The sequence below is a fragment of the Kitasatospora sp. NPDC042419 genome, from assembly GCF_056437345.1.
This window is the reverse complement of record NZ_JBWKAW010000026.1, coordinates 117,488-139,916: the sequence shown is the minus strand read 5'-3', so window position 1 is coordinate 139,916 and position 22,429 is coordinate 117,488. Positions and strand designations below refer to the sequence as shown.

Annotated in this window: 11 protein-coding genes and 1 pseudogene; 6 read left to right on the top strand and 6 right to left on the bottom strand. The window is 68.3% G+C overall.

The features are described 5' to 3' along the window. Positions 1 to 12: 12 nt before the first annotated feature. The 3 genes from AC067J_RS34385 to AC067J_RS34375 all read right to left on the bottom strand — a co-directional run bounded on the left by AC067J_RS34385 (position 13) and on the right by AC067J_RS34375 (position 3,570). Entirely contained in the window at positions 13 to 1,275 is a 1,263-nt protein-coding gene (locus AC067J_RS34385) for a tyrosine-type recombinase/integrase (protein ID WP_478305966.1), read from the bottom strand. Continuing rightward, positions 1,276 to 1,578 (bottom strand): hypothetical protein, encoded by a 303-nt coding sequence (locus AC067J_RS34380; RefSeq protein ID WP_478305964.1) that lies wholly within the window; start codon positions 1,576 to 1,578, stop codon positions 1,276 to 1,278. A gap of 624 nt (positions 1,579 to 2,202) precedes the next feature. Continuing rightward, positions 2,203 to 3,570 (bottom strand): tyrosine-type recombinase/integrase, encoded by a 1,368-nt coding sequence (locus AC067J_RS34375; protein ID WP_478305962.1) that lies wholly within the window; start codon positions 3,568 to 3,570, stop codon positions 2,203 to 2,205. A 262-nt stretch (positions 3,571 to 3,832) separates the two neighbouring features. Here AC067J_RS34375 and AC067J_RS34370 point away from each other — a divergent pair, with 262 nt between their 5' ends. Continuing rightward, the gene (locus AC067J_RS34370; protein ID WP_478305961.1) at positions 3,833 to 7,117 is read left to right on the top strand and encodes an AAA domain-containing protein; all 3,285 of its coding nucleotides are present in this window, start codon (positions 3,833 to 3,835) and stop codon (positions 7,115 to 7,117) included. 242 nt (positions 7,118 to 7,359) lie between these two features. On the opposite strand, the gene AC067J_RS34365 is transcribed toward AC067J_RS34370, so the two are convergent. After that, positions 7,360 to 8,454: a helix-turn-helix domain-containing protein gene (locus AC067J_RS34365; RefSeq protein ID WP_478305959.1), complete on the bottom strand. Its 1,095-nt coding sequence runs from the start codon at positions 8,452 to 8,454 to the stop codon at positions 7,360 to 7,362. Positions 8,455 to 8,489: 35 nt separating this feature from the next. Further along, positions 8,490 to 9,053 carry a hypothetical protein gene (locus AC067J_RS34360; RefSeq protein ID WP_478305958.1) on the bottom strand — a complete coding sequence of 188 codons (564 nt, stop codon included), beginning with the start codon at positions 9,051 to 9,053 and terminating at the stop codon, positions 8,490 to 8,492. A 554-nt stretch (positions 9,054 to 9,607) separates the two neighbouring features. Between AC067J_RS34360 and AC067J_RS34355 the strand changes: the two are divergent. Continuing rightward, positions 9,608 to 10,538 (top strand): annotated as a pseudogene (locus AC067J_RS34355) (phosphorothioated DNA-binding restriction endonuclease). A gap of 108 nt (positions 10,539 to 10,646) precedes the next feature. On the opposite strand, the gene AC067J_RS34350 reads toward AC067J_RS34355, so the two are convergent. Continuing rightward, positions 10,647 to 12,560 carry a DNA/RNA helicase domain-containing protein gene (locus tag AC067J_RS34350; RefSeq protein WP_478305956.1) on the bottom strand — a complete coding sequence of 638 codons (1,914 nt, stop codon included), beginning with the start codon at positions 12,558 to 12,560 and terminating at the stop codon, positions 10,647 to 10,649. Positions 12,561 to 14,988: 2,428 nt separating this feature from the next. Between AC067J_RS34350 and AC067J_RS34345 the strand changes: the two genes are divergently transcribed. The 4 genes from AC067J_RS34345 (at position 14,989) to cas7c (ending at position 21,032) form a co-directional block, all read left to right on the top strand. Continuing rightward, positions 14,989 to 17,127: a CRISPR-associated endonuclease Cas3'' gene (locus tag AC067J_RS34345; RefSeq protein WP_478305954.1), complete on the top strand. Its 2,139-nt coding sequence runs from the start codon at positions 14,989 to 14,991 to the stop codon at positions 17,125 to 17,127. Between the two features lie 425 nt (positions 17,128 to 17,552). Then, complete coding sequence (gene cas5c / locus AC067J_RS34340) at positions 17,553 to 18,293, top strand: type I-C CRISPR-associated protein Cas5c (RefSeq protein ID WP_478305952.1); 741 nt, start codon at positions 17,553 to 17,555, stop codon at positions 18,291 to 18,293. Between the two features lie 2 nt (positions 18,294 to 18,295). Continuing rightward, positions 18,296 to 20,143 (top strand): type I-C CRISPR-associated protein Cas8c/Csd1, encoded by a 1,848-nt coding sequence (gene cas8c / locus AC067J_RS34335; protein ID WP_478305950.1) that lies wholly within the window; start codon positions 18,296 to 18,298, stop codon positions 20,141 to 20,143. 31 nt (positions 20,144 to 20,174) lie between these two features. Next, the gene (cas7c, locus tag AC067J_RS34330; protein ID WP_478305948.1) at positions 20,175 to 21,032 is read left to right on the top strand and encodes a type I-C CRISPR-associated protein Cas7/Csd2; all 858 of its coding nucleotides are present in this window, start codon (positions 20,175 to 20,177) and stop codon (positions 21,030 to 21,032) included. Positions 21,033 to 22,429: the final 1,397 nt, after the last annotated feature.

Genomic DNA, 22,429 nt, shown 5'->3' with positions numbered 1-22,429 from the left:
CACGGTGGTTGCTCACTGGACGAGACGCAGGTGGCGTCCTGGCGCCTCTGCGGATGCCGGGTGGGCGGAGGCTGGTGTCTGCGGCGTGTGGCGGTCGGTGGACAGGTGCTTGCTGAGAGTACGGCCGGCCTTCTCGATGGAGCTCTTGTCCGGGTGCAGGTAGCGCTGGGTGGTGGTGATGTGGCCGTGTCCGGCGATTTTCTGGAGGACGTGGATGGGGACGCCGGCGTCGGCGAACCAGGTGAGGCCGGTGTGCCGCAGGTCGTGGCGGCGCAGGTACTCGTAGCCGAGGCTGACGACGACTTCGTCCCAGTGGGTGGCGTCGCGGAGGATGGCGGTGGTGATGCGTCCGCCGCGTGGTCCGGTGAACAGGCGGGCCATGGGGTCGTTGCCGACGACGTTCATGCGCCAGTTCACGAGGTCGCGGATCTCTTCGATGACGGGGACGGTGCGGCGTCGCTTGCCTTTTGTTCCTTTGTCGATGAGGCCGCCGGGGCCGGTTGTGGTCTGACGGCACAGGTCCCAGGTCCAGTCGAAGCGGTTGATGTCCTTGACGCGGACGCCGGAGACTTCGCCGATGCGGGCGGCGGTGCAGGCGGCGAAGCGGACGATGTCGCCCCAGCCACGGTAGTGGTTGTGGGAGCGTTCGACGAGGGCGTTGGCGAGTTCATCGAGGGCGTCCCAGTCGGCGAGGGCGAGGGAGCGGGGGTCGTCGAGTTCGTCCTCGGCCTTCTTGTAGAGGCGCTGCCAGCCGCTCATCCGTGAGGGGTTGAAGTCGATGAGGCCGTCGCGGACGGCCTGCTCCATGACGCGGACGAGCGGGGCGAGGCTGTTCTTGACGGAGGAGACGCTGAGTCCGTCGGCGATCCACGAGTGGAGGGCCCGGTCGGTGATGCCGTTGGTGATGCTGGTGACGGGTATGTGGCCGAGGACCGGGGTGACGCGCAGCTTCCAGCCGGCGGTGTAGGGGTCGAGGGTGGTGGTCTCCAGGCCGCGCATCGCCAGGTCCCAGTTCTCGTCGCCGTAGTCGGCGAGGGTCATGGTGAGGGTCTTGGGGGTGATGCCGCGTGCCGCGGCCCGTTCCATGCGGGCGATCCAGGCCTCGGCCTCGGTCTCCGTGGGGACGGAGGAGGAAGCCGACTTGCGACCGCCGCCGTTGGGTTCCGTCCACCGCACGCGGGCGCGGTAGCGGAACTCCGGGCGGCGGTCGGGGCGGTGCTCGATGTCGGTGGTGAGCTTGACACCCATGGGGATGAGCTGGGTGGGGTCGGACATTCAGGCTGCCTCGGATGGGTCGGTGCGCTTCTGGGCGAGCCACACCTGGGTGTCGGGGATGCTGTACAGGTAGAGCCGGGGCGCGAGCTGCACGAACGGCGGGCCCTGTGGGGGAGTGGCGGTGCGCCAGCGCCGCAGGGTGGAGGGGTCGACCTTCAGCAGGGCGGCGAGTTCCTCGGTCGAGTACCAGCCGCTGTGCAGCAGGTCGAACTCCGATGCCGGATCGACCTGGTGCGCGGGGTCAACGGTCGGGGTTGGAACCGGGAACTGGCTTACGGCGGGAACGCGGGGTCGGGCGTACATGCTCTCCCTCGATCGGGGTGGTGGAGCCGCTTGGGCTCGGCCGGGCACGCCCACAGTCACCTCTCCGCCCGGACGGGCGGAACAGGGGTCGGCATGCTGAACGGGGCAGACCGTATGTACGTGAGGTTCTTCGAGGCGCGTCGAGACCCGGCGGGCATGCCGGGTGGAAGGCGACCGGATGGGTGTGACCGCTGCGGATGGGCCACTGCCGCCGGGAGTCTGTGCAGGTCACTCCGGGTTGATGGGGTTCCTTCGGGCGCCGGCTGCGGTGCACGCCGCAGGTGGCGTTCTTGCCCGGTGGGTCGTGGCCAGGGCGCCGGGCGATGGCCCGGAGTACCCTGATAGTGACGGCAGGCGAAGAGTCGTGGCTACGTTCTGTGACGCCTGTAAGGAGTGCTGGGCACTGGGCGCCGCTACATCGGACTGAGGCTAACTCAAGAGCTGCGGACTTTTAATCCGCAGAGTTCCTGATTGGGTCGGGGGATCTTTCTTTGGCCTGCCACCCATCGTGAGCTGGCCTTTTTTGTGCCTGTGGGGACGTGGCCTGGCGGCTGCCTTGTCTCCGATGGGTCGCCAGTGGGTCGCTTGTGGGGCGCCAGGGCCGGGCAACGTGCCGTCAAGGCCTCACGCTGAGCTACTCGCTACTCCTCTTGGAGAGGACCGCGGCCGAGCCTTCGCGCGGTGCCCGTGGGGCTTGGGCTGGTATCGGATGCCTCGGGAGAGCTTTCGGGCTGCGTCGATGACCACCCGGGCTGTCGCCTCGGCGCTGAGATGGGCTGTCTCGGGGAGAACCGAGGTGTAGGTGTCGGCAGTAGTCATGATTGTCGAGTGCCCCAACTGTGCCTGGATGACCTTGAGATCGGATCCACCGGTCAGAGCGAGGCTCGCTGCGCCATGGCGCAGGTCGTGGAGTCGGACTGGCGGTAGCCCGCTTCTGCGCACCATGGTCTGGAAGACGTGGCCGATGTAGTCCGGGCGCAGTGGACGTCCGTAAGCATCGGTAAAAATGTAATCGGACTCATTCCAGCTAATTCCCGCGGCCTGTTTCTCGCTCCTCTGCTGGTTACGGTGTGTATTCAGTACATGGATGGTGTTGCTGTCGAGGGCGATCGTCCGTTCGCCGGCGCGCGTCTTCACGGGGCAGACCTCCAGTCGGCCGTTCTCCCGTTGCTGTAGTTGCCGAACGACTGTGAGTGTGTGACCCGAGGCATCGAAGTCCGACCAGCGGAGCCCTGCGCCCTCCCCGCGGCGGAGGCCGCGTAGGGCATACAGGTGGTAGAGGGCGTACAGCCGGTGATCGCTCGCCGACGCGAGGAACGCGGCGGTCTGGACGGGTGTCCACACGGCAACAGGAGGGCGCTCGCCGGTCCGCCTCCACTCCGCGACCCGGTTGTCCGTCCAGACCACCGGGCGCGGTCGGGGCGCCTGCGGCAAGTCCATGTGGCGAGCCGGGTTGGTGGTCAACAGGCCGCTGCGCACCGCGAGGTTCAGGGCAGCACGCAGTGTTGCCTGCACCCGACGCAAGGTGCTGGCGCTGACCGGTCGGCCCATGCTCTGGTGGCGGCGCACGATGGTGCTGAAAGCCTGTTGGACCGTCTCGTTGGTCAGTTCGCACAGCAGCTCGCGGCCGAGAAGTGGTATGAGGTACTGCTCCAAGTGCTGACGGTAGCCGCGGGCGGTCGACGGTCGCAGGTGCGGTTCGACGATGACGTACCAGCGCTGCAGCCACTGGCCGGTTGTGAGGAGCCCGCCTTCGTGGACGTGATCGTGGTCTTGTAGGCGCTTGAGCGCGCGTTCGGCATCAGCCCGTGTGCGATAGCCGCCTCGACGTAGCCGGGACCGGCGATCGTCGACGGCCGCTTGCCTCGGCATGGCGAGATACCAGGAGCCATGCCCGCGACGATGGAGCTCCGGGCAGAGACTCCCAAGCTGCTGGCCGGTACGGGGGTCCCGGCAGCCGCAACGCTTGTAGATGGTTCCAGTGCCATGCATGACGTCCTCCTTCGGGAGTGCAGGTGAACGCATGGCCAGTGTGGACCCACGTGCCCATGGGATGGCCGGCGCTTGGGCCTTGATCAGCAGGCTTTCGCCAATCTGTGCGGATCTGGATAGCTCGGTGGCGTGCACGGGCCCGCCCGAGGAGATGGAGGGCCGGGAATCTTCGCAATGCTCCTCCGACGAACCGTCCTCGGTGGTAGGACATAGGCGATCGAGGACGTGCTCTGGGGGGACTGTGGGCTGGCGCGAGGAAGCGGTGACGGCGGTCGATTCCTGGCTCGCCATGGAGGGCGGCACCGGTCGGAAGCCCTCCTGGCGGGTTCTGGGTCGTGCCGTCGCCGCCGGCCCCGGCGAGTACGCCGTCGATATCCGCGGCCTCACCATCAACGCCGACCAGCTCCAAGCCGACAGCCTCCGTCTCGCAGAACCGGACGAGAACACGGTCGAGGACGGCCACCCCGTCCTGGACGTCACCCACGACGGCACTGCACTGCGTATCCGCGTGCCCGACTTCGCGGACCCCGAAGACCCGTGCCTGTGGCTCCATCAGCAACCGGCGACCTTCCTCATCAAGTCCCTGCGCGACGGCCTCGCTGGCCTCACCGACGACGGCCTCGCCGGCCTGCTCGCCCGCGGTGAACCCGGCGGGCGACTCGCCCCCCATGGTCTGCCGGCGGGTACCCTCCTGCCGGCCCAGGACCTCGCCTACCGTGCCTGCGTCGGCACCGGCCTGTGGCTCGTGTGGGGGCCACCCGGCACAGGCAAGACCTCCGTCCTCAAGCGTGCCATCAGCGACCTCATCGCCACCGGAAAGCGCGTCCTCCTGGTGTCGGCGACCAACATCGCCGTCGACAACGCCCTCCTCGGCGTCGTGAAGGAACAGAGGCACTCTCCCGGGCAACTCGTCCGCGTCGGCCCGCCCCACCTGAAACAGATCGCCGACGATCCTCAGGTCTGCCTCCCGCTCATGGTGAGAGCAAGGCTCGCCGCCATCGACGAGCAACGCGAAGCCGTCGCCGCCGAACTCGGCGCCCAGAAGCAACGGGCGCAGCACCTCGCCGCGCTCACCCTCCGCCTCGCCGACTTCGACGCCGACCAGTACGCCCGGCAACGCCGCCGCGTCGACGATCCCGCCCTCGCCGCGGAACACCTCACCGCCCAACTGGCCGCGTACTCCGACCAGCACCGCGACCTTCAGCCCCTCCTCGCACGTGTCGAGGACCGGGCCCGACAGGCCCGACAGAAAAGCGACAACGCCGCCGGCCACCGTGCCATCTGGGCCGAGATCGACGCCCTGGAAGCCAAAGCCGCAGACGTGGAAGAAGCCGCCACCGGCGTCGAAGCCCGCGCACTCCTCGCACAGCAGGAACTGGCCGGGGCACAGCAGGCCCTCGACGACCTCGAAGCCAAGAAGGGCCTGGCCAAACTCACCGCGCGCTCCGCCATCGCCGCTGCCGAGAAACACCGCGACGCCACCCTCGCACGCCACCAAAGCACGTTCGACACAGCCCGGCAAGCACGCGCCCTCGCCGACCGTCACCGTCTCCAGACACACGCCACCGTCACCCGCCTCAGCCGGCAGACCCCGCTCACCAGGGACGACCTGGCCACCATCGACGCCGAGCTGGTCGAGGCCGACACCGTCCTCCACCACACCCGCCACGCCGAGCAGGAAGCGGCCGCCCGCATCGTCCACCTCGACGAACAACTGCGCCTCACCCTCGCCGCAGCCGACGACGTCAAGAAAGCCGAACGCCGCGGTCACCCTGCCACCCACCGCGAAGCCCAGACCCTCCAAGCCCTCGTCGTCGCCGACAACGCCCGCCAAGCCGCACTGATCAAGCAGCACCGCGAACTCCACGAACAGTACGAACGCCTCGCCCGCGACGCGCAAGGCCAGATCATCCGCGAAGCCCGTCTCGTCGCCACCACCCTCGCCAGATTCCGCACCAACCCCACCGTCTTCGAAGGCCCCTACGACGTGGTCCTCGTCGACGAGGTCGGCGCCGCCACCCTGCCCGAAGTCCTCCTCGCCGTCGCCAAGGCCAAGAGCACTGCCGTACTCCTCGGTGACTTCATGCAACTCGGCCCAGTGCTCCCCGAAGGACTCAAGAGCAACCAGCGCCCCGACATCCGGCGCTGGCTCCTCACCGAGGTCTTCGAACACTGCCGCATCGACACGCCCGCCGCCGCCCGCGCCAACCCCGGATGCATCAGCCTCGACGTCCAGCACCGCTTCGGCCCGGACGTCATGCGCCTGGCCAACACCCTCGCCTACGACGGCCTGCTCACCGGCGGGCCCACCGTCCAGGCGCGCGCACGTGCCAAGGCCCGGGACGACGCGGAGATCGTCATCGTCGACACCGACGGGCTCGGAAACCTCGCGCAGATCCACCGCCTCGGCCCGTCCAGCGGATGGTGGCCCGCCGGACTCCTCCTCGCCCGCACCCTCGTGGAACTCCACCGAGCCGACGGAGACACCACCGGCATCGTCACCCCCTACGGAGCACAAGCGGAAGCCACACTCGCAGCCCTGCGAGACATCGAAGGCGACTCAGGACTCCTCGCCGAAGTCGGCACCGCCCACCGCTTCCAAGGACGCGAATTCCCCGTCGTCATCTTCGACCTCGTCGAGGACCAACACAGCCGCGCTATGTGGATGGCCCAGGCCTCACGCCGCCCAGGTAGCGGAGACTGGGCCAACAACGGCGTCCGCCTGTTCAACGTCGCCACCACCCGCGTGCAGAACCGCCTGTACCTCATCGGCAGCCGCAGCCGCATCCTGGCCGCACCCCACGACAGCGCCCTCGGCGCCGTCCGAGGGCTCGTCGAAGCAGGCTCCGTCCGCACCCTCCGAGCCCCTGGCCTTGTCACCCCACTCGCAGCGCAAGCTCCCGGGCTCGGCCCGGTCGGCGCCCGCCTCGCGGACATCCTCAGCCGGCACGTGGAGATCGCCGACGTCCAGGACGAGGTCTCCTTCTACAAGACCTTCGCCGACCGCCTCGCCGAAGCCAAGCACTCCCTCTGGATCTGGACCCCGTGGGTCGCCAAGCGCGTGCGAAGCCTGCTCCCCGCCCTGGAGGACGCCGTACGACGCGGCGTGCAGGTCACCGTATTCGTCCGGGACCAGAGCGACCAGAACCAACAGCGCTTCACCGAGTACCTCGACGAGCTGAAAGCCGTCACCCCCTCAGTGATCCCCGTCAACGTCATGCACCAGAAGATCGTCGTCATCGACGAGAAGACCGTGCTCCTCGGCAGCCTGAACGCCCTCTCCCAAAGCCACTCCCGCGAGATCATGCTGACCGTGCGAGGCGCCCACTTCGCCCGCAAGATCCTCGACCACGAGCACGCCGAGGACTTCGCCCGACCGCCGCGGTGCGGTTCCTGCCGAAGGGACCAGGTCGACCTCCGACGAGGCACAAAGGGCTGGTACTGGCGCTGCTACAACCTCGCCTGCCCTGGACGGAAGGGCAGCCAAGCCTGGCGAAAGGACGTCACATTCACACGGAGGAAGCCCGGCCGGCCCGCCAGGCCATGAACTGGTGCACCACGACCCTTGTACCGCCCACGGGGTTGCCGAAGCCGTGGCTGCCGATGCCCCGTCTGGGCGGGTCCGACTGGACTGGCCCCTCCTAGGGAGCCCACTGCCGGGGGAACCACAGCGGTTCCACAGGGCTCACGGCACAGGACGTCGACGGTCTGCCCGGCTCCTCATCCCCTCATCGTGAGAAGCGGGGCAGACCTCGGCAGGAACGACTTCGGCCCGCTGCTAGGAGAGCGCTACCCGCGGACGAGACGCAAGCCAGGCCGAACCGGCGGGGACTGCTCGCCACCCCCGGCGACACCGACCGGAACGAGCCCGAAGACATAGTCGTTGAGCTCCTCCGGGAAGATGTTCATCTGGGCAGCGACATCAGCCGGGGACATGGCCACAGGAGGCTTGCGCAACGCGTCGAAGACCTTGGCCAACAGCTGGCTGCTTTCACGCACCATCGTCGAGTCAGGCTCGGCGTTGCGGTAGCCCATGCTCGCCAGTTGCTTCATCGTCTGGCTGTAACGCCATTCCGACAGAAGTTCGAGCTTGTGCAAGCGGTAGGTCAAGGCCATCGCCGACACACCCCAGCGTCGCTTCGCGCTCAGGATCCGCTCCACAGAAGCGTTGTGGAGCTTCTGCGCCTTGATGCCCGCGGACGGCATCAGGAACGCAGACGCGAAGTCGTTGGCCTCGTTCTCGGAATCACGTCCATGCGGGATGCGATGTTCACAGTGCATCGCCAGGTGACCTAGCTCGTGCGCAGCGTCAAAGCGCCCGCGCTCGCCGGTCTTGCGCGTGTTGAGGAAGACGAACGGTGTGCCCCCCTTGATCGTGGAGAAGGCATCCGCGTCCAGGCAGTCCGGCGCCAGGGAGAACACCCTCACGCCATTGGCCTCCAACAGGTGAACGAGATTGGGTACCGGCTCCTCGCCGAGGCCCCAATGGGCCCGGACCTGCTCTGCGGCCTCCTGCGGGGACAGATGAGGATAGGTGGGAACGTTCGGCTGCGGCAGCTTGAAACGTTCCTGCAACCAGAGGTTCAGGGTGGCGGCCACCGCACCGGAGCTGAGCGCGCTGTCCCGCTCCAGAGCACTCATCTTCGAAGGTGCTCTGAAGCTGACAGCATCCGGCAGCATCTCGGGTGGGATCGGCGCCTCGAAGAACGACACGGGATAGCGCAGGGCCACGGCGAGCGAGGAAAGTGTTTCTGCCGACGGCGGCTTCCGGTGGTTCTCGAACGCGGTGATGCTCTGCGCCGAGACGCCCGATACCTTCGCGAGCGCAGCAAGCGTCATCCGCCGGCGCTTGCGTGCCAGAACCAGCCGTTCAGGCGTGAACACTTTCCTCAGCTCCCATGTCTCTCTGCGACGCTCTGTCAGCCCCCCAGCAGTTCAACCACTACGTCCGGACCGCTGTCATCTCCGGGGCCGTCCAGCAGGGCGATGTCCACACCAGGGTCCCCGAGGTCCGGCAGATGCAACGGGATACGCTCCTGCCACTCGTCGACGAACTTCCCGTTCATCTTGACCGGCAAGGAGAGCTCCGCAACGATCTTGCCTTCTTCCCGCTTGTAGAGCAGGCACCACGTCGGAATGTCGTCGAGCTCCCGGCCGTAGATCACCTCATCGCGGCTCAGCAGCAGGAACTGGCCATTGCGCTCCACGAGCTGGGCCATCTTCGGGCCCTTGGGGTTCTTCGAGCGGACCGTCGCGGTCAGGTCCCCGACGCCGCCGGCTGCGCTGATCGCGGTGACCACATGGCTGCGCGAGGGGTGAATCGTGCGGAGGATGCTGTCGCGCCTCGTGTACTCCCACCCTTCCAGGGTCAGCGCTTCGGCGATGTAGCGGTTGGTACGGCTCCAGAAGGTGACGCCCTGCATCGCAGGAGCGTCCAGATCGGTGCAGCTGCGGGCATCTGCCGCAGCCAGGTCGAGTACCACGTGGAACAGGTCGACCGACAGGTCGAGCTGGGCAAGCCGCTCCGCGCACCACTCAGGGGCTGACGTTCTGCAAGGACCCCTCCAAGCAACCGTAGGTTTCATAAACCATACCTCAAGTGAGGGCCGATTTATGAAACCATGGTCATCATCGCACACCAGTTCGTATCTGTCACGCTGGCCTGCCCTGCCCCAGCGATCGCCCCGATCCGGGCCCAGGCATGGACGTCTTCCAGCTCAGCATCCAAGGCGCGAGGAGGACACCCGCTGCTCATCCGTTCAGCGCGGACGCGCCGCGTCGCAACTAGTTCGGCCGCCGCGAGGCCCCTCTCCGAGGTGATCGCGTTTGGCACGCGGCTTGGTGTGAGCCGTCCGTGACAGGCTGGCGGGCTGGACTCGCGGGCCCGTAGCCCACCGCGGCTGATTACCGTGAAGTGCCAGGGCGGCGGTAGCTCGCCGCATGCCTGACCGGACGGCCGGTTGCATAGGTGGGGCCCCGTTGCCATGAAGCCCCTCAGCTAAGGCAGCGTCGGTGCTGCGAAATACCCTTGACGGCCATGGACTGGCTAGAGCGGGTGGCGAAGCTGAGACGGTGGACGAACAATGACGTTCGGGCGCCGCACAAACCGTTGCTGCTGCTGTACGCGCTGGGCAGCTTCCAGCGCGATGCCGACGGCGAAGTGCGGTACAGCGCTGTCGAGCAGGAGCTGAAGCGGCTGCTCGAGGAGTACGGGCCGTCCCATCCGACCACCCCCGCGTACCCGTTCCACCATCTGGTCAGTGACGGCGTCTGCGAGGTCCGGACCGACCAGGGGCCGGGCAGCCCGGGGAGTGGCGTGCGGGTCCTGCGCTCCAGCGGCGCGACCGGACGGCTCGCGTCCGAGCTGCGAACGGCGCTGAGGAAAGAGCCGGCGCTCCTGGGCCGTCTGGCGCGGGTACTGCTGGACTTCCACTTCCCGCCATCACTGCACGCTGACCTGTGCGAAGCCGTCGGCCTCGACCTGGACCCGGCCGAGGCCGCGGGCGTGACCGGCGGCACGGGCGGGCGGGAGCGCGCGGCGCGCCGTCAGCGGGACCGGCGGATGCGCGAACTCGTCCTGACCGCATATGAGTTCCAGTGCGCCTTCTGCGGTTACGACGGGATGCTGGGTGCGAGCACGGTCGGATTGGAGGCGGCGCACGTGCGCTGGTGGTCGTACGACGGGCCGGACGAGGTCGATAACGGCCTGTGCCTGTGCTCGCTTGCACCACAAGCTCTTCGACAAGGGCGTCCTGGGCCTGGGGGAGGGCCGCCGCATACTCGTCTCGCGGCGCTTCGTCGGGCGCAGCGAGGCCAGCAGGCAGCACGTGCTCGCCCTGGCCGGCCGGCCGGTCATCGGCCCGCAAGCGGGGGTTCCTCCGGTCGCGGGCCGGCACCGGCTGTGGCACGCCGAACAGGTCTTCCGGGGTGAGGCCCGGGAGCCCCTGACCCCGGCGCTTTCGGGCTGACAGAGGCCGTACGGTCGCTGACTGGTCAGCGACCGTACGGCCGACTCCATCTCGGGTGGCCCGTTCCCGATCGCGCAGAATCGACGGGACCGTGTGTCCTGCCCGGAATCAGTGAGTGGTCATCGGCCGTGGGTCGCTCTGCTCCATCGCGGTCTGTCCCACCTGCTCCGTGACCAGCTCCCGAAGCTTGGCCCGCGTCTCCGGGTCCGTCGAGTACACGATGGTGCCGATCATTCCTCGCGTCAGCAGCACCTTGTAGGTGTTGCGGATCAGGCGGTCGATGTCGGCGTCGGTGGTGGACCTGCGGAAGACGGGGTCCTTGGAGGCCGTGCGGTCGGTGGTCCACCGGTCGGTGCGCCAGACGAGGTCCGGCCCGAGGATGACGCCGCTCCAGTCGTACTCGAAGCCCTGGGCGGTGTAGACGCAGCCGACCTGGCCGAAGCCGGCCGGGTCGGTGGCCCACAACGCGGCCGGTGGGGCACCGGCGATCGAGCGGTCGCCGTACACGTTCCACGGCCGGGCCCAGTCACCAATGTGCACGTCGAGAGGGAGCTGGTCGCCCGGAGCCACCTTCGTCGTCCACTTCCAGCAGTACCCGGCCGACATGCGGGCCCCGTACCCCTCGGCGCGCCGGGCCTCGAGGAACGCCTCCAGCTCCTGGGGGCTGTCCACGACCTCCAGGGCGACCTTGCCGTCGGGCTCCCAGCCGACCGGGCCACCGGGCTCGAGGTTCAGTAGACGCACCACCCAGTTCAGGTAGGCGTCACTGCCGCCGCAGCGGAACTGGCTGTCCAGCTCCACCACCTGGCAGTCCAAGCCCTTCACGGCGGCGGCCGCCCGGATCTGGGCCACCGTGCCCATCTCGCCCGGCCGCACGACCTGGTGCTCGTCCAGCAGGAACACCGGCACCCGGGCGGCGTCGATCAGCTCCTCGATCTGGGCCTTCCCCGTGCGCTGGGCAGCCCGCGTGTAGCGGTTCGCCGACGTCTCCCGGATCCGGTGCGCCTCATCGCAGATCAGCACGTCCAGACCGTTGCGCTCGGCGGTCATGAAGCTGTTGAAGTACTTGAACAGGTCCTGCACCTCACGCTTCCGCGCCCCGGCGACCCGGCGCATCGTGGTGGTGAACGAGCTGGACCCGGTCGCGTGAAGAGCCGTGACTCCACGCCGGTACAGATCACCGAGAAGAGATAGCGCGATCACGCTCTTCCCTGTACCCGGGCCGCCCGTGATGACGACGACCTCCTTGTGATCGGACTGCTGCGCCTGGCGAACCGCGCGCAGGACCAGCTCGTAGGCGACCCGCTGCTCGTCCAGCAGCACGAACTGCTCGCGCTCGCGGACCTCCTCGGCGGCGACCGCCATCAACTGCTTGGACGGTGCCACCTTGCCAGCGAGCAACTCGTCCGCCGCCTCAGCGCCGGAGACCGGCTTCAGCTTCGAACGGAGGTACTGGACGAACTCCCCGCGGCGCTCCGCGGTGAAGAGCCGGCCGCGCTCGTCCTGCGGCACCTCGTAGAGGCCCTGGACGCCGAACTCCGTCGCGTTGTGCAGGAAAGCCACGCCGGACAGCCGCTCGCGACGGGCGGCGAGCGCGCCGTTGAAGGAGATCAGGTAGTCGCAGTAGCCGCGGACCTGCTCGATCGGGTTCAGCACCGGCCGGGTGTACGCGTCGACCCGGCACAGCAGCGGCTCACCGTCCTCCGGGAGCGCGCTGCTCCACTGCTTGAGCTCGACCACCACGTACGACGGCTCGCCCGTGCCCGGGTGGACGCCGGCAAGTATGACGTCCGCGCGCTTGCTGTTCAGCGGCAGCGAGTACTCGAGGAGCACCTCCACCATGCCGAGCCCGGCGTCCAGGAGCACATTGGTCAGAGCCGGGATGCTGCGCTCCCAGGAACGCACCTCGGACGGGCTAGGCTTGTGGCCGTGCTTGTGAACGAACTGGTCGATGAGACGCACGAACAGTGATCCGGCCAGGCTCTCGGCAGCGACCGCGGACGCGGAGTCGCGGAACAGCAAGACATGCTCCCAGGCAGCACGAAGTGACTCGTGCGGGTGGGGGCATGTCCCTGACGGGAAGCCCGGCGGGCCGCGCTGATGACTGGGCCAAACCTACAACGGAGAGCCCGAGCTCGTACCAGAACGTCTGTATGAGGCTCGCTCTTCTACACGAACAACCCGTTCCGTTCAGCATCGCCGGGTGACTATGGGCTGAACTGTCGCCTCAGCGAGGCCAACTTGAGCGGTGTTCCTCCGCGGTATGGCCTCAGCCTGATAAGTTCCGGCTGCGCGTCCAAAGTGACGCCGCGCTGGTGCTTGACTCCTCCATACCGATTACTAGTTTCTTGGCGGCACCGGCGGTCGGGGAAGCCATGCGGCGTCCATCCGCCGAGACAGTCGAGAATCGCAACAATTCTGACTCCGTCTGTGATGCTGGCCGCCGAACGTGGCCGCCCTTCCGCGGTTGCGGAGGATCGCCATGGCGGCATTGGTTGGGTTCGCAATATCGAGGGTCGTGAGGCAGTCATCCTTCGGGGCGTTCTTAGGATCGCAACGCCGATTACGAGACCAAGGGAGATGACCGGCCAGGGTACGGCTGCCTTCCGGGGCGGCCGAAGACCGCAACGGGTAGGTAGCCGTCGGACCCCCGCCCGCCGGGCCGTGCCGGTCGTCTTCTGGGGCGGCTGAGCAACGGACCATCAGCCAGGTGCTGGTGCCTGTGAACCACGGCAGGCGGCGGTCGTCTTTCAGGCGACCGAGGGTCGCAACTTGTTGGTGAGGGAGCCGCGCCAGTCAGCGGACTGATGGCAGTTGCTCTTCGGAGCTGCCGGGGCTCGCAACACTCAGTACGTGGGGGCCCAGCTGTTGGACGAGTGGCGGTCGCCCGCCAGGGCGGCCGAGGATCGCAACTCTGGTACCTGGCTGTGGCCGTACCAGCCGCCGCGCGGTGGCGGTCACCCTTCCGGGCGGCCGAGAGTCGCAACGCCTTGCCGGTGGCGTCGGTCGGCCAAGCGTAGGGGAGTGGCGGTCGCCCCTCGGGGCGGCTGAGGATCGCAACATCCGGGTCGAGCGGGTCGGGGGTACCAGTGCGACGGGTGGCGGTTGCCCTCCGGGGTGGCCGAGGATCGCAACTCCTCGTCTGGCCCCGGCTTGACGCGCTCCGCGTGGTGGCGGTCGCTCCCCAGGGCGGCCGAAAATCGCGTCCGGCCCGTCCACGAGTGGCGGTCGCCCTTTGGGGCAGCCGAGAATCGCAACCCCGGCTCTGACTACCCGTGGCTTCTGCTGTGCGACCTGTCTGGCTGCCCTCTGGGGCGGCTGAGGATCGCTACCTCGCCATGGTTGACGTCTGCGCTGATGGAGAGAGGTGGCGGTCGTCTTCCGGGGCGGCCGAGGATCGCAACAAAGTGATGCTTCAGCGCCTCGTGCCACAATGCGCGGAGTGGCGGCCGTTCTTCGGAGTGGCCGAGGATTGCAACTGTTGGTACAGCGACCACCAGATGTGCTCACCGACGGTGGCGGTCGCTCCTTGAGGCAGCCGGGGATCGCAAGAAGATAGCCAAGGACGGCTTCAGCGTTGGGCAAGGTGGCGGTCGCCCGCCGGGGCGGCCGAGGATCGCAACGTGTACTTGTACTGAGGGGACTTCTGCGGGCTGCTGGCGGCGGTCGCCCTCTGGGCGGCAGAGGATCGAAACTATGTGAAGCCGGAGACGCGGGTGAAGCTGCCTGGCGGGTGGCGGCCGCTCTCAGGGGTGGCCGAGCATCGCGACATCACCGGCCCCTGGGGTATCGGCTTTGGTGCCGCGGTGGTGGTCGCCCTTCGGGACGGCCGAGGATCGCGACATCCTCGGCGAGTGGTACCTGGCCGAGGGCGTCGTCGTGGCGGTCTCCTTCGGGGTGGCCGAGGATCGCAACGCCAAGACCGGCATGCTCGCAAGGCAGCGCTCGTGTGGCGGTCGCCCTTCGGGGCGACCGAGGATTGCAACTCGTTGTGGATGCACACTGCATGGTCGGACACCTCCCGGTGGTCTGGCACCGGATCGCCCGGGCCGGCTGCGCTGGGCGTTTGCAGACCTGCGGCGGTCGTTCTCCAGGGCAGCCGAGAATCTCAACAAGATTGAAGGCGTCACCCTGCCTGGTGGCATTGCGTGGCGGTCTCCCTTCAGAACGGCCGAGAATCACAACACGTCGAACTGCCCTGGGCAGGCGCCTCGAGACCCAACAGGCGGTCGTCCTTCGGGACTTCCGAGGATCGCAACGGCAACGGTGCTGGCTCCTCGCGCTGTGGGTCCTGATGGCCGCCGCCCTTCGAGGCTGCTCAGACTGCGGTACTGAGGCGGCCATCCAACCGGTCTGGGCTTGTAATGATGAGAGTTGCTATGCCTGCTCGGCTTGGGGCCTGATCGCCGTCGCACGCTCATGTCGTAGCGGATCGCTAGGCTTTTAGGTCATGCGTGACAGGCTTCTATATGCTCATTCGCCGAACGACGCAGGCCAGTGGCATCTGTTGGGTAATCATCTTCGTGGATCTGCTGCACTGGCTGCTGGGTTCGGTGCGGTGTTCGGAATGGCCGCCGCAGCAGAGTACTTGGCGCTTGTCCATGATGTCGGCAAGGGTGCCTGTGCGTGGCAGGACCGCCTGGTAGCGGTCGCCGGTTCCGGAGCGAGGGTCGGGATCGATCACAAGCGGGCGGGGGTCCATCTCGCAGTGCAGTGTTTGCCTTGGCCTCTTGCCGGGGTGGTGGAGGGGCACCATGGGGGCTTGCGGTCCGGGGGTGAGCTGCGGGCTCTGGTCAGGGAGCTTCGGGCACGGCCTGGCGTTCTGGACGGGGCGATTCGCCGAGTCGCGGCGGACGTTCCCGAGATTGAGTCTGCGGGGATCGCGGTGCCGGATTGGCTGTCCAACCCCGACGGCGGCAACGGCCTATCTGATGTCGACCTGATGGTCCGGATGCTGTTCAGCTGTGTCGTCGACGCGGACCACCTGGATACCCACGCGCACTTTCGCGGCCGCTCGCCGTATGTTCGGCCGGACGCGGACATGGCTGCCCTTGCCGAGCGGTTCGAGGAAGCTCGGAAGGCCATGCTCGCAGGCCGGAAGCCGTCGCGGATCGACAAGATCCGCACGGACATCTACGAGCAGGCCGTCGCCGCGGCGGACGGCGGGCCGGGGATCTACCGGCTGCACGTTCCGACCGGCGGGGGGAAGACACTGGCCGGGGCTGGGTTCGGGCTGCGCCACGCCGCGCGCAACGGTCAGCGGCGGATCATCGTCGCGGTGCCGTTCATCAGCATCACTGAGCAGAACGCCTCCGTCTACCGAAGGATGCTCGGCGAGCGGGATGTCCTCGAACACCACTCCTCCGTCGATCTCGGCCGCGCGGGCTGGGCCCGCCTGGCGGCGGAGAACTGGGACGCGCCGTTCGTGATCACGACCACGGTGCAGCTGTTCGAGTCGCTCTTCAGTCGCTCGCCGTCGAGGATGCGCAAGCTCCACCGGCTGGCCGGATCGGTGATCGTCCTGGACGAGGTCCAGGCGCTGCCGGATCGGCTGCTGGTTCCCATTCTCTCGGCACTGAGGGGTCTGACCGAGCGGTTCGGTACGACGGTGCTGCTGTCGTCCGCGACCCAGCCCGAGTTCAGCAGCATCGACGGCACGAGGCACCGGCACGTCATTCCCGATCCCGCGCCGCTCTTCTCGGCTCTCGAACGCGTCCGCTACGAGTGGCGAGAGGACACCACACTGGCCGCCATGGCCGGCGAAGCCTCCCGGCACGAGCAGATGCTGATGGTCGTCTCCACCACCCGCGACGCCAACGCCGTCCACCAACAGCTGCCCGCGGGCGCCTTGCACCTGTCCACCCGCATGACGTCGGGACACCGCCGGGAGACGATCGAGGAGATCCGCACGCTCCTGGCGGCCGAGCAGCGTGTCCGGGTCGTGTCGACGTCGCTGATCGAGGCCGGCGTCGACCTCGACTTCCCGATCGTCTTCCGCGCATGGGCCCCACCGGAGAACCTCCAGCAAGCGGCCGGCCGCTGCAACCGCGAGGGCCACTTGCACCGCGGGACGGTCGTCGTCTTCAAGGCCCACGACAGCGGCCGGATCCCGGACCCGTCGTACAGGCTCTCGCTCGGCATCGCCAACAACCGCTTCGGCGACGGCCCCGACAAGGCCGACCCGGACAACCTCACCGCACTCGTCCACTACTCCAGGACCCGATACCGGCTCCAGGGCCTCGCCAACCTCGGGAACCCGATCGAGGCACTGCGCCGGGAACTCGACTTCCCGGCCGTGGCGGAGCAGTTCGTCATGATCGGCGAAAGCACGGCGAGCGTCGTCCACGTCCGGCCCGAGCTGAAACCCGAGGAACAAGCCGCGGCCCGTGCCGCCATCGACATGCTCCGCACAGGCCAGCCCTGCGGACCCGAGACCCCGCGCGTCCTGCAGCCCCACATCGCCGGCATCCCCAAGGCCGAGGCGGACGCCGCGCTGGCAGCCGGCCACGCGAAGCTCATCGTCGACGACCTCGTCGAGTGGGTCGGGCCCTACCATCCACAGCGTGGCATCGAGCCGCCGAATCGGTAGCGGTGCCCCGGGCGGCTGCCGGCCCCGACCACTCTCGCCCGGAAGCGAGTCGGCTGGCCACGTCGTGAGGGACTCCCTGCGCCTCCTCGCCCTGAGCGTGCGGAGGCCTGACTGCGGTCCGGCGGGGACAGCCGGGTCGGAACGGGCGTGTTGGGTAGGCTCCCGGACCGTGGCGCCGCCTCCTCGGAGGGGTGGCGAGGATCGAAACACAGGCGTGCTGGTGTCTGTCAGCACGTTCGCGCCCCCGTCGGCTTGCCGGCGGGGGCGTCATTGTCAGTGACCCCTGATACACATTCGGCAACGACATGGGCCGTGGGCGTCACGGTGCCGCTGAGGCTGTCAAGCCCTCTCGGGAAGCAGCTTCATAGGAGTGCTCGTGATGCTACGGTCCGTGTCTGACATATCGTCACATTGCCCTGGAGAGGGTGATTTCCTTGCCGAGCCATGCCCAGACGCACTGGCCGGAGCCGCCGGTGACCGTCGAGCTGTGGGGACCATTGGCCTGCTTCACGCGACCCGAACTGAAAGTCGAACGGGTCAGCTACCCCGTCATGACGCCCTCCGCGGCTGTCGGAGCGCTCAGCGCCATCTTCTGGAAGCCGGAGATGCAGTACGTCATCCAGTCGATCGAGGTCCTCACCCCGATCGACTGGATCAACGTCCGACGCAACGAGGTCAAGTCCGTCATCACCGCACCCCGCATCAAGGCCCTGCGCGCGGACCACAGGGAGCGCTACGACGTCGAGCATGACCGGGACCAGCGCAACACCGTGGCGCTGCGCGACGTCGCCTACCGGGTGAACACCCAGATCATCCCGACCCGCAGCGCCAAGGCGCCGGCTGCCAAGTACAGGGAGCAGTTGCGGCGCCGCACCGAGCGCGGTGGATGCTTCTCGCAGCCCTTCCTCGGCTGCCGGGAGTTCTCCGCGGGCTTCGGCCCCCGCGGATCGTGGCCCGGCAGCCCCGCCGATTCCAAGGCCGGCCCCATCGAGCGCACCGAGGAGCTCGGCGTGATGCTGCACTCGATCAGGTACGGCGACCGCGGACAGGAGACCTACCACTGGTTCCGCGCCCGCCTGGAAAACGGCGTGCTCCACGTGCCGCGGCGCCCCCTGGGCGACGACGAGGTCCACATGCCCGCCGGCTCCTGGCGAACCGGAGCCTGACCATGCTGCTGCAACGCCTCATCGAACGCGTCGCCGACCAGGAACACTCCTACACGAAACCGGCGACGATCAAATGGGCCGTGTTCCTCGACGGCGACCTGGCGGACCTCCAGGACATGCGCGTACCCAAGGGCCAGCCCGCGCTCCGCCTGGCCGTGCCGACCTCCACCCGCACGGTCGCCATCGCACCGTGCCTGCTCGCCGACAACGCCCAGTACGTCTTCGGCGTACCGAAGGCCGACCCCAAGACCGGAGAGGTCAAGGAAAAGGACGCCGCCCGGGCGGCGAAATGCCGCACGGCCTTCGCCGACCTCGCCCGGCAGTGGGCAGCCGCCAACCCCGGCGACCCCACCGCCGAGGCCGTCGTTTGTTTCCTCGACACCACCATGGACATCCCGGCCGACATGGCCGCCGGCGACCTGGTCGCCATCAGCAATGACGGCCAGTGGGCCCACCAACACCCGAGCGCCCTCCAGTTCTGGGCGGACAAGGTCAGCGACTCCAAAGGAGCCGGCAACACGGGCCTGTGCCTCGTCTGCGGACACGAACGCCCGCTGCTCGCGACCGTGCCGATCTCGATCGCCATGGGCGCCATCCCCGCCAAGCAGGCCAAGAGCACCCAGCTCGTCAGCGTGAACACCGCCGCACAAGGCCGCGCCGGCGTCACCGCCGGACTGGCCGCCACGCCCCTGTGCGAGAGGTGCGGGACGGCCGCCACCACCTCACTCGGAGAGCTCCTCGCGGACCCGAAACACCGCAGGCGCGCCGACACCGCGGTGACGGTCTGGTGGACCCGCGAACCCGTCAAACGCAACCACTTCGGCAACCTGGACGACCCACAGCCCGAGGACGTCGCCAACCTCATCGGGAAGATCTTCAAACCGGGCACCGGGACCACCGAATACTCCGCCGACGTCAACATGTTCTACTCCGCCACCCTCGGTGCGAACTCCTCACGCGTCGTTGTACGCGACTGGATCGACGTCCCTCTCCCGGTCATCGAGGACTGCCTGGGCCGCTGGTTCCGCGACCACCGGTACCTCGACCCCTGGTCACCCCACACCACCCAGGACCACCCGGACCCGGACACCGACCCGCGCTACCAGGCCTACCCGCTCTGGCGACTCACCCTCGCCTGCGCCCGATGGGTCAAGACCGAGAAGAAGTACCACCCCAAGACCATCCCTGAAGGCCTCGACGAAGCACTCCTCCACAGCGCCCTCCACGGCACACCACCCCCCGCCTGGATGCTCCCCCGACTCCTTGCCCGCATCCGCGCAGACCGCCGCATCGACGGCCCCCGCACCGCCCTCCTGCGCCTCGCCCTCACCCGCCACCACACCCAGGAGCACGGCATGCCCGGCCTCGACCTCAACGCCAACGACCCCGCCTACATGTGCGGCCGCCTCTTCGCCACCCTCGCCGCCGTCCAACGCCGCGCCGCCAAAGACACCGGACGCACCGTCAACGCCACCATCACCGACAAATACTTCGGCACCGCCATGAGCAGCCCCGCCACCGTCCTCGCCAACCTCCGCGCCGGCGCCGAAAACCACCTCCGCATCATCCGCCGCCGCAGCAACCCCACCGCCAACGCCCTCGAAGCCCGCATGCGCGACATCTACCAACACCTCAACGACGTCCCCCTGCTGCTCACCGTCCCCGAGCAGGGCCGCTTCGTCCTCGGCTACGAGCACCAGCGGGCCGCCGACATCACCGCCGCACGCGCCTACAAGGCGGCCAAGGACGAGGCGGCCGAAGCGGGCGAGGCCCAGCCGGCCGAGGCCAGTGCGCTCTTCGACGTCTCGGACCTCATCGAAGCCGCCCCAGCCGGCTCCGAAACCGCCTGACCACCCACCCACCGGAAAGCGAGAACCCACCATGACGATCCCCGCCCACCTGGACCCCGCGCGCAAGCACGACTTCGTGTTCCTCTTCGACATCGTCGACGGCAACCCCAACGGCGACCCCGACAACGGCGGCGCCCCCCGCACCGACCCCATCACCATGCAGGGCTACGTCACCGACGTCGCCCTCAAGCGAAAGATCCGCAACACCGTCGCCCTCCTGAATGCCGGCCGTCCCGGCTACGACATCTACGTGGAAGCCGGCGTCGCCCTCAACGCCCAGCACGAGCGCGCCTACGACACCGGTGGCGCGGCCAACGAGTCCGAAGCTCGCGACTGGATGTGCCAGACCTTCTTCGACGTCCGCATGATGGGCGCGGTCATGACCACCGGCAAGAACCGAGACCGGACCGCCGGCCGCGTCCAGGGCCCCCTGCAGCTCACGTTCAGCAGGTCCATCGACCCTGTCAGCACGATCGAAGTCCCCATCACCCGCGTCACCCCGACCCGAGTCGAGGACCTGGCCACCAAGCAGACCGAGATGGGCACCAAGAACATCGTCCCCTACGGCCTCTACCGAGGAGCCGGCCACTTCTCGGCCCCGCTCGCCGCCAAGACCGGCGTCACCAGCGAAGACCTCCAAGCACTCTGGCAGGCCTTCGAGATGATGCTGGAACACGACCGCGCCGCCGCCCGCGCCTCCATGGCACTCCGCGGCCTCTGGGTCTTCAGCCACTCCAACGCCTACGGCCAGACTCCCGCCCACAAGCTCCTGGAGCGCGTGCACGTCACCCCGCTCGGCCACACCGCAGCACGCTCCTACTCCGACTACAAGGTCACCGTCGACACGGACGTCCCGGAAGGAGTCACTCTCACTGCGCTGGTGGACTGATCACCCTCCCGCACCACCCAGGCAACTGCCTCGCAACTTGAGAACTCAACAGTGAATCGCTTCTCGCCTCGCGGTGCGGCCGTTTCCCCCTTCCGGGCGGCCGAGGATCGCAACAGGCACATCCGGGCCGTCCGGGACGTGTCGACCAAGTGGCGGTCGCCCCTCGGGGCGGCAGAGGATCGCAACCTGACCGCCAGACTCGCCGCCTACGCCGCCGGCGTCGTGGCGGTTGCCCTTCGGGGCGGCCGAGGATCGCAACCTCGCGATCTACGGCCTCGACCAGAGCCAGCTCGACGTGGCGGTCGTCTTTCGGGGGCCGAGGGTCGCAACCCGATGCCGTCGACCACAGCGGCCGCGGTCGTCAGGTGGCGGTCGCCCTTCGGGGCGGCCGAGGATCGCAACACCGTCACCCTGGCTGGCACCGCGGTGAACGTCAGGGGGCGGTTGCCCTCTTGGGCGGCCGAGGATCGCAACTACAACACCGCGGTGTTCAACGTTTCCATCGCGCCGGTGGCGGTCGCTCTTTGGGGGCGGCCGAGGATCGCAACTCGGGCGTCTCGATCGCCTCGCCGATCACGACGTAGTGGCGGTCGCCCTTCGGGGGCCGAGGATCGTAACTCGTACCGACCGCGCCGCGTACGACGCGCGACCCGGTGACGGTTGCCCGTCGGGCGGCCGAGGATCGCCATGATGTCCCCTACTCCTGGGGCGGCGGCAATGAACAGGTGGCGGTCGCCCACTGGGACGACTGAGGATCGCAACCTCCCCATGTGTGGTCCGCGCTCGCCGCGCGTGCCGGTGGCGGTCGCTCTCCTCGGGGCGGCTGCGGATCACAACTCCAGCAGCAGCTGGGTAAGGCCGTCCTGGACGTAGGCGGCGGTCGCTCCCAGTGCGGCCGCGGATCGCAACGTGTCCATAGCCTGGCCGTACTGGTCCACGGTGATGGTGGTGGTCGACCTCCGAGGCGACCGAGGATCGCAACTGCTGCGGGCGGATCTGCGCGCGCCCGGTCGTCTCACGTGGCGGTCGCCCTTCGGCGCGGCCAAGGATCGCAACCGGGGCACGGTGCCGCTCAACGACGAGACCGCCCAGTGGCGGTCGCCCTTCGGGGCGGCCGAGGATCGCAACGCGCACCCAGCCGGAGCCGATGAGGGTGGGGCCGGGTGGCGGTCGCCCTTTGGGATGGCCGAGGATCGCAACCGGCCCAGCTCGTGCTCGATCGTCGCCAGACGCTCGTGGCAGTCGTCTTTTCGGGCGGCCGAGGAACGCAACACGCAGGGCACCCTCGGCACCGTCATGGGCACCCGGTGTGGCGGTCGCCTTCAGGGATGCCGAGGATCGCAACAACAACGATGTCCCCTACGACCGGCTCAAGGTCCTGGTGGCGGTCGCCCTTA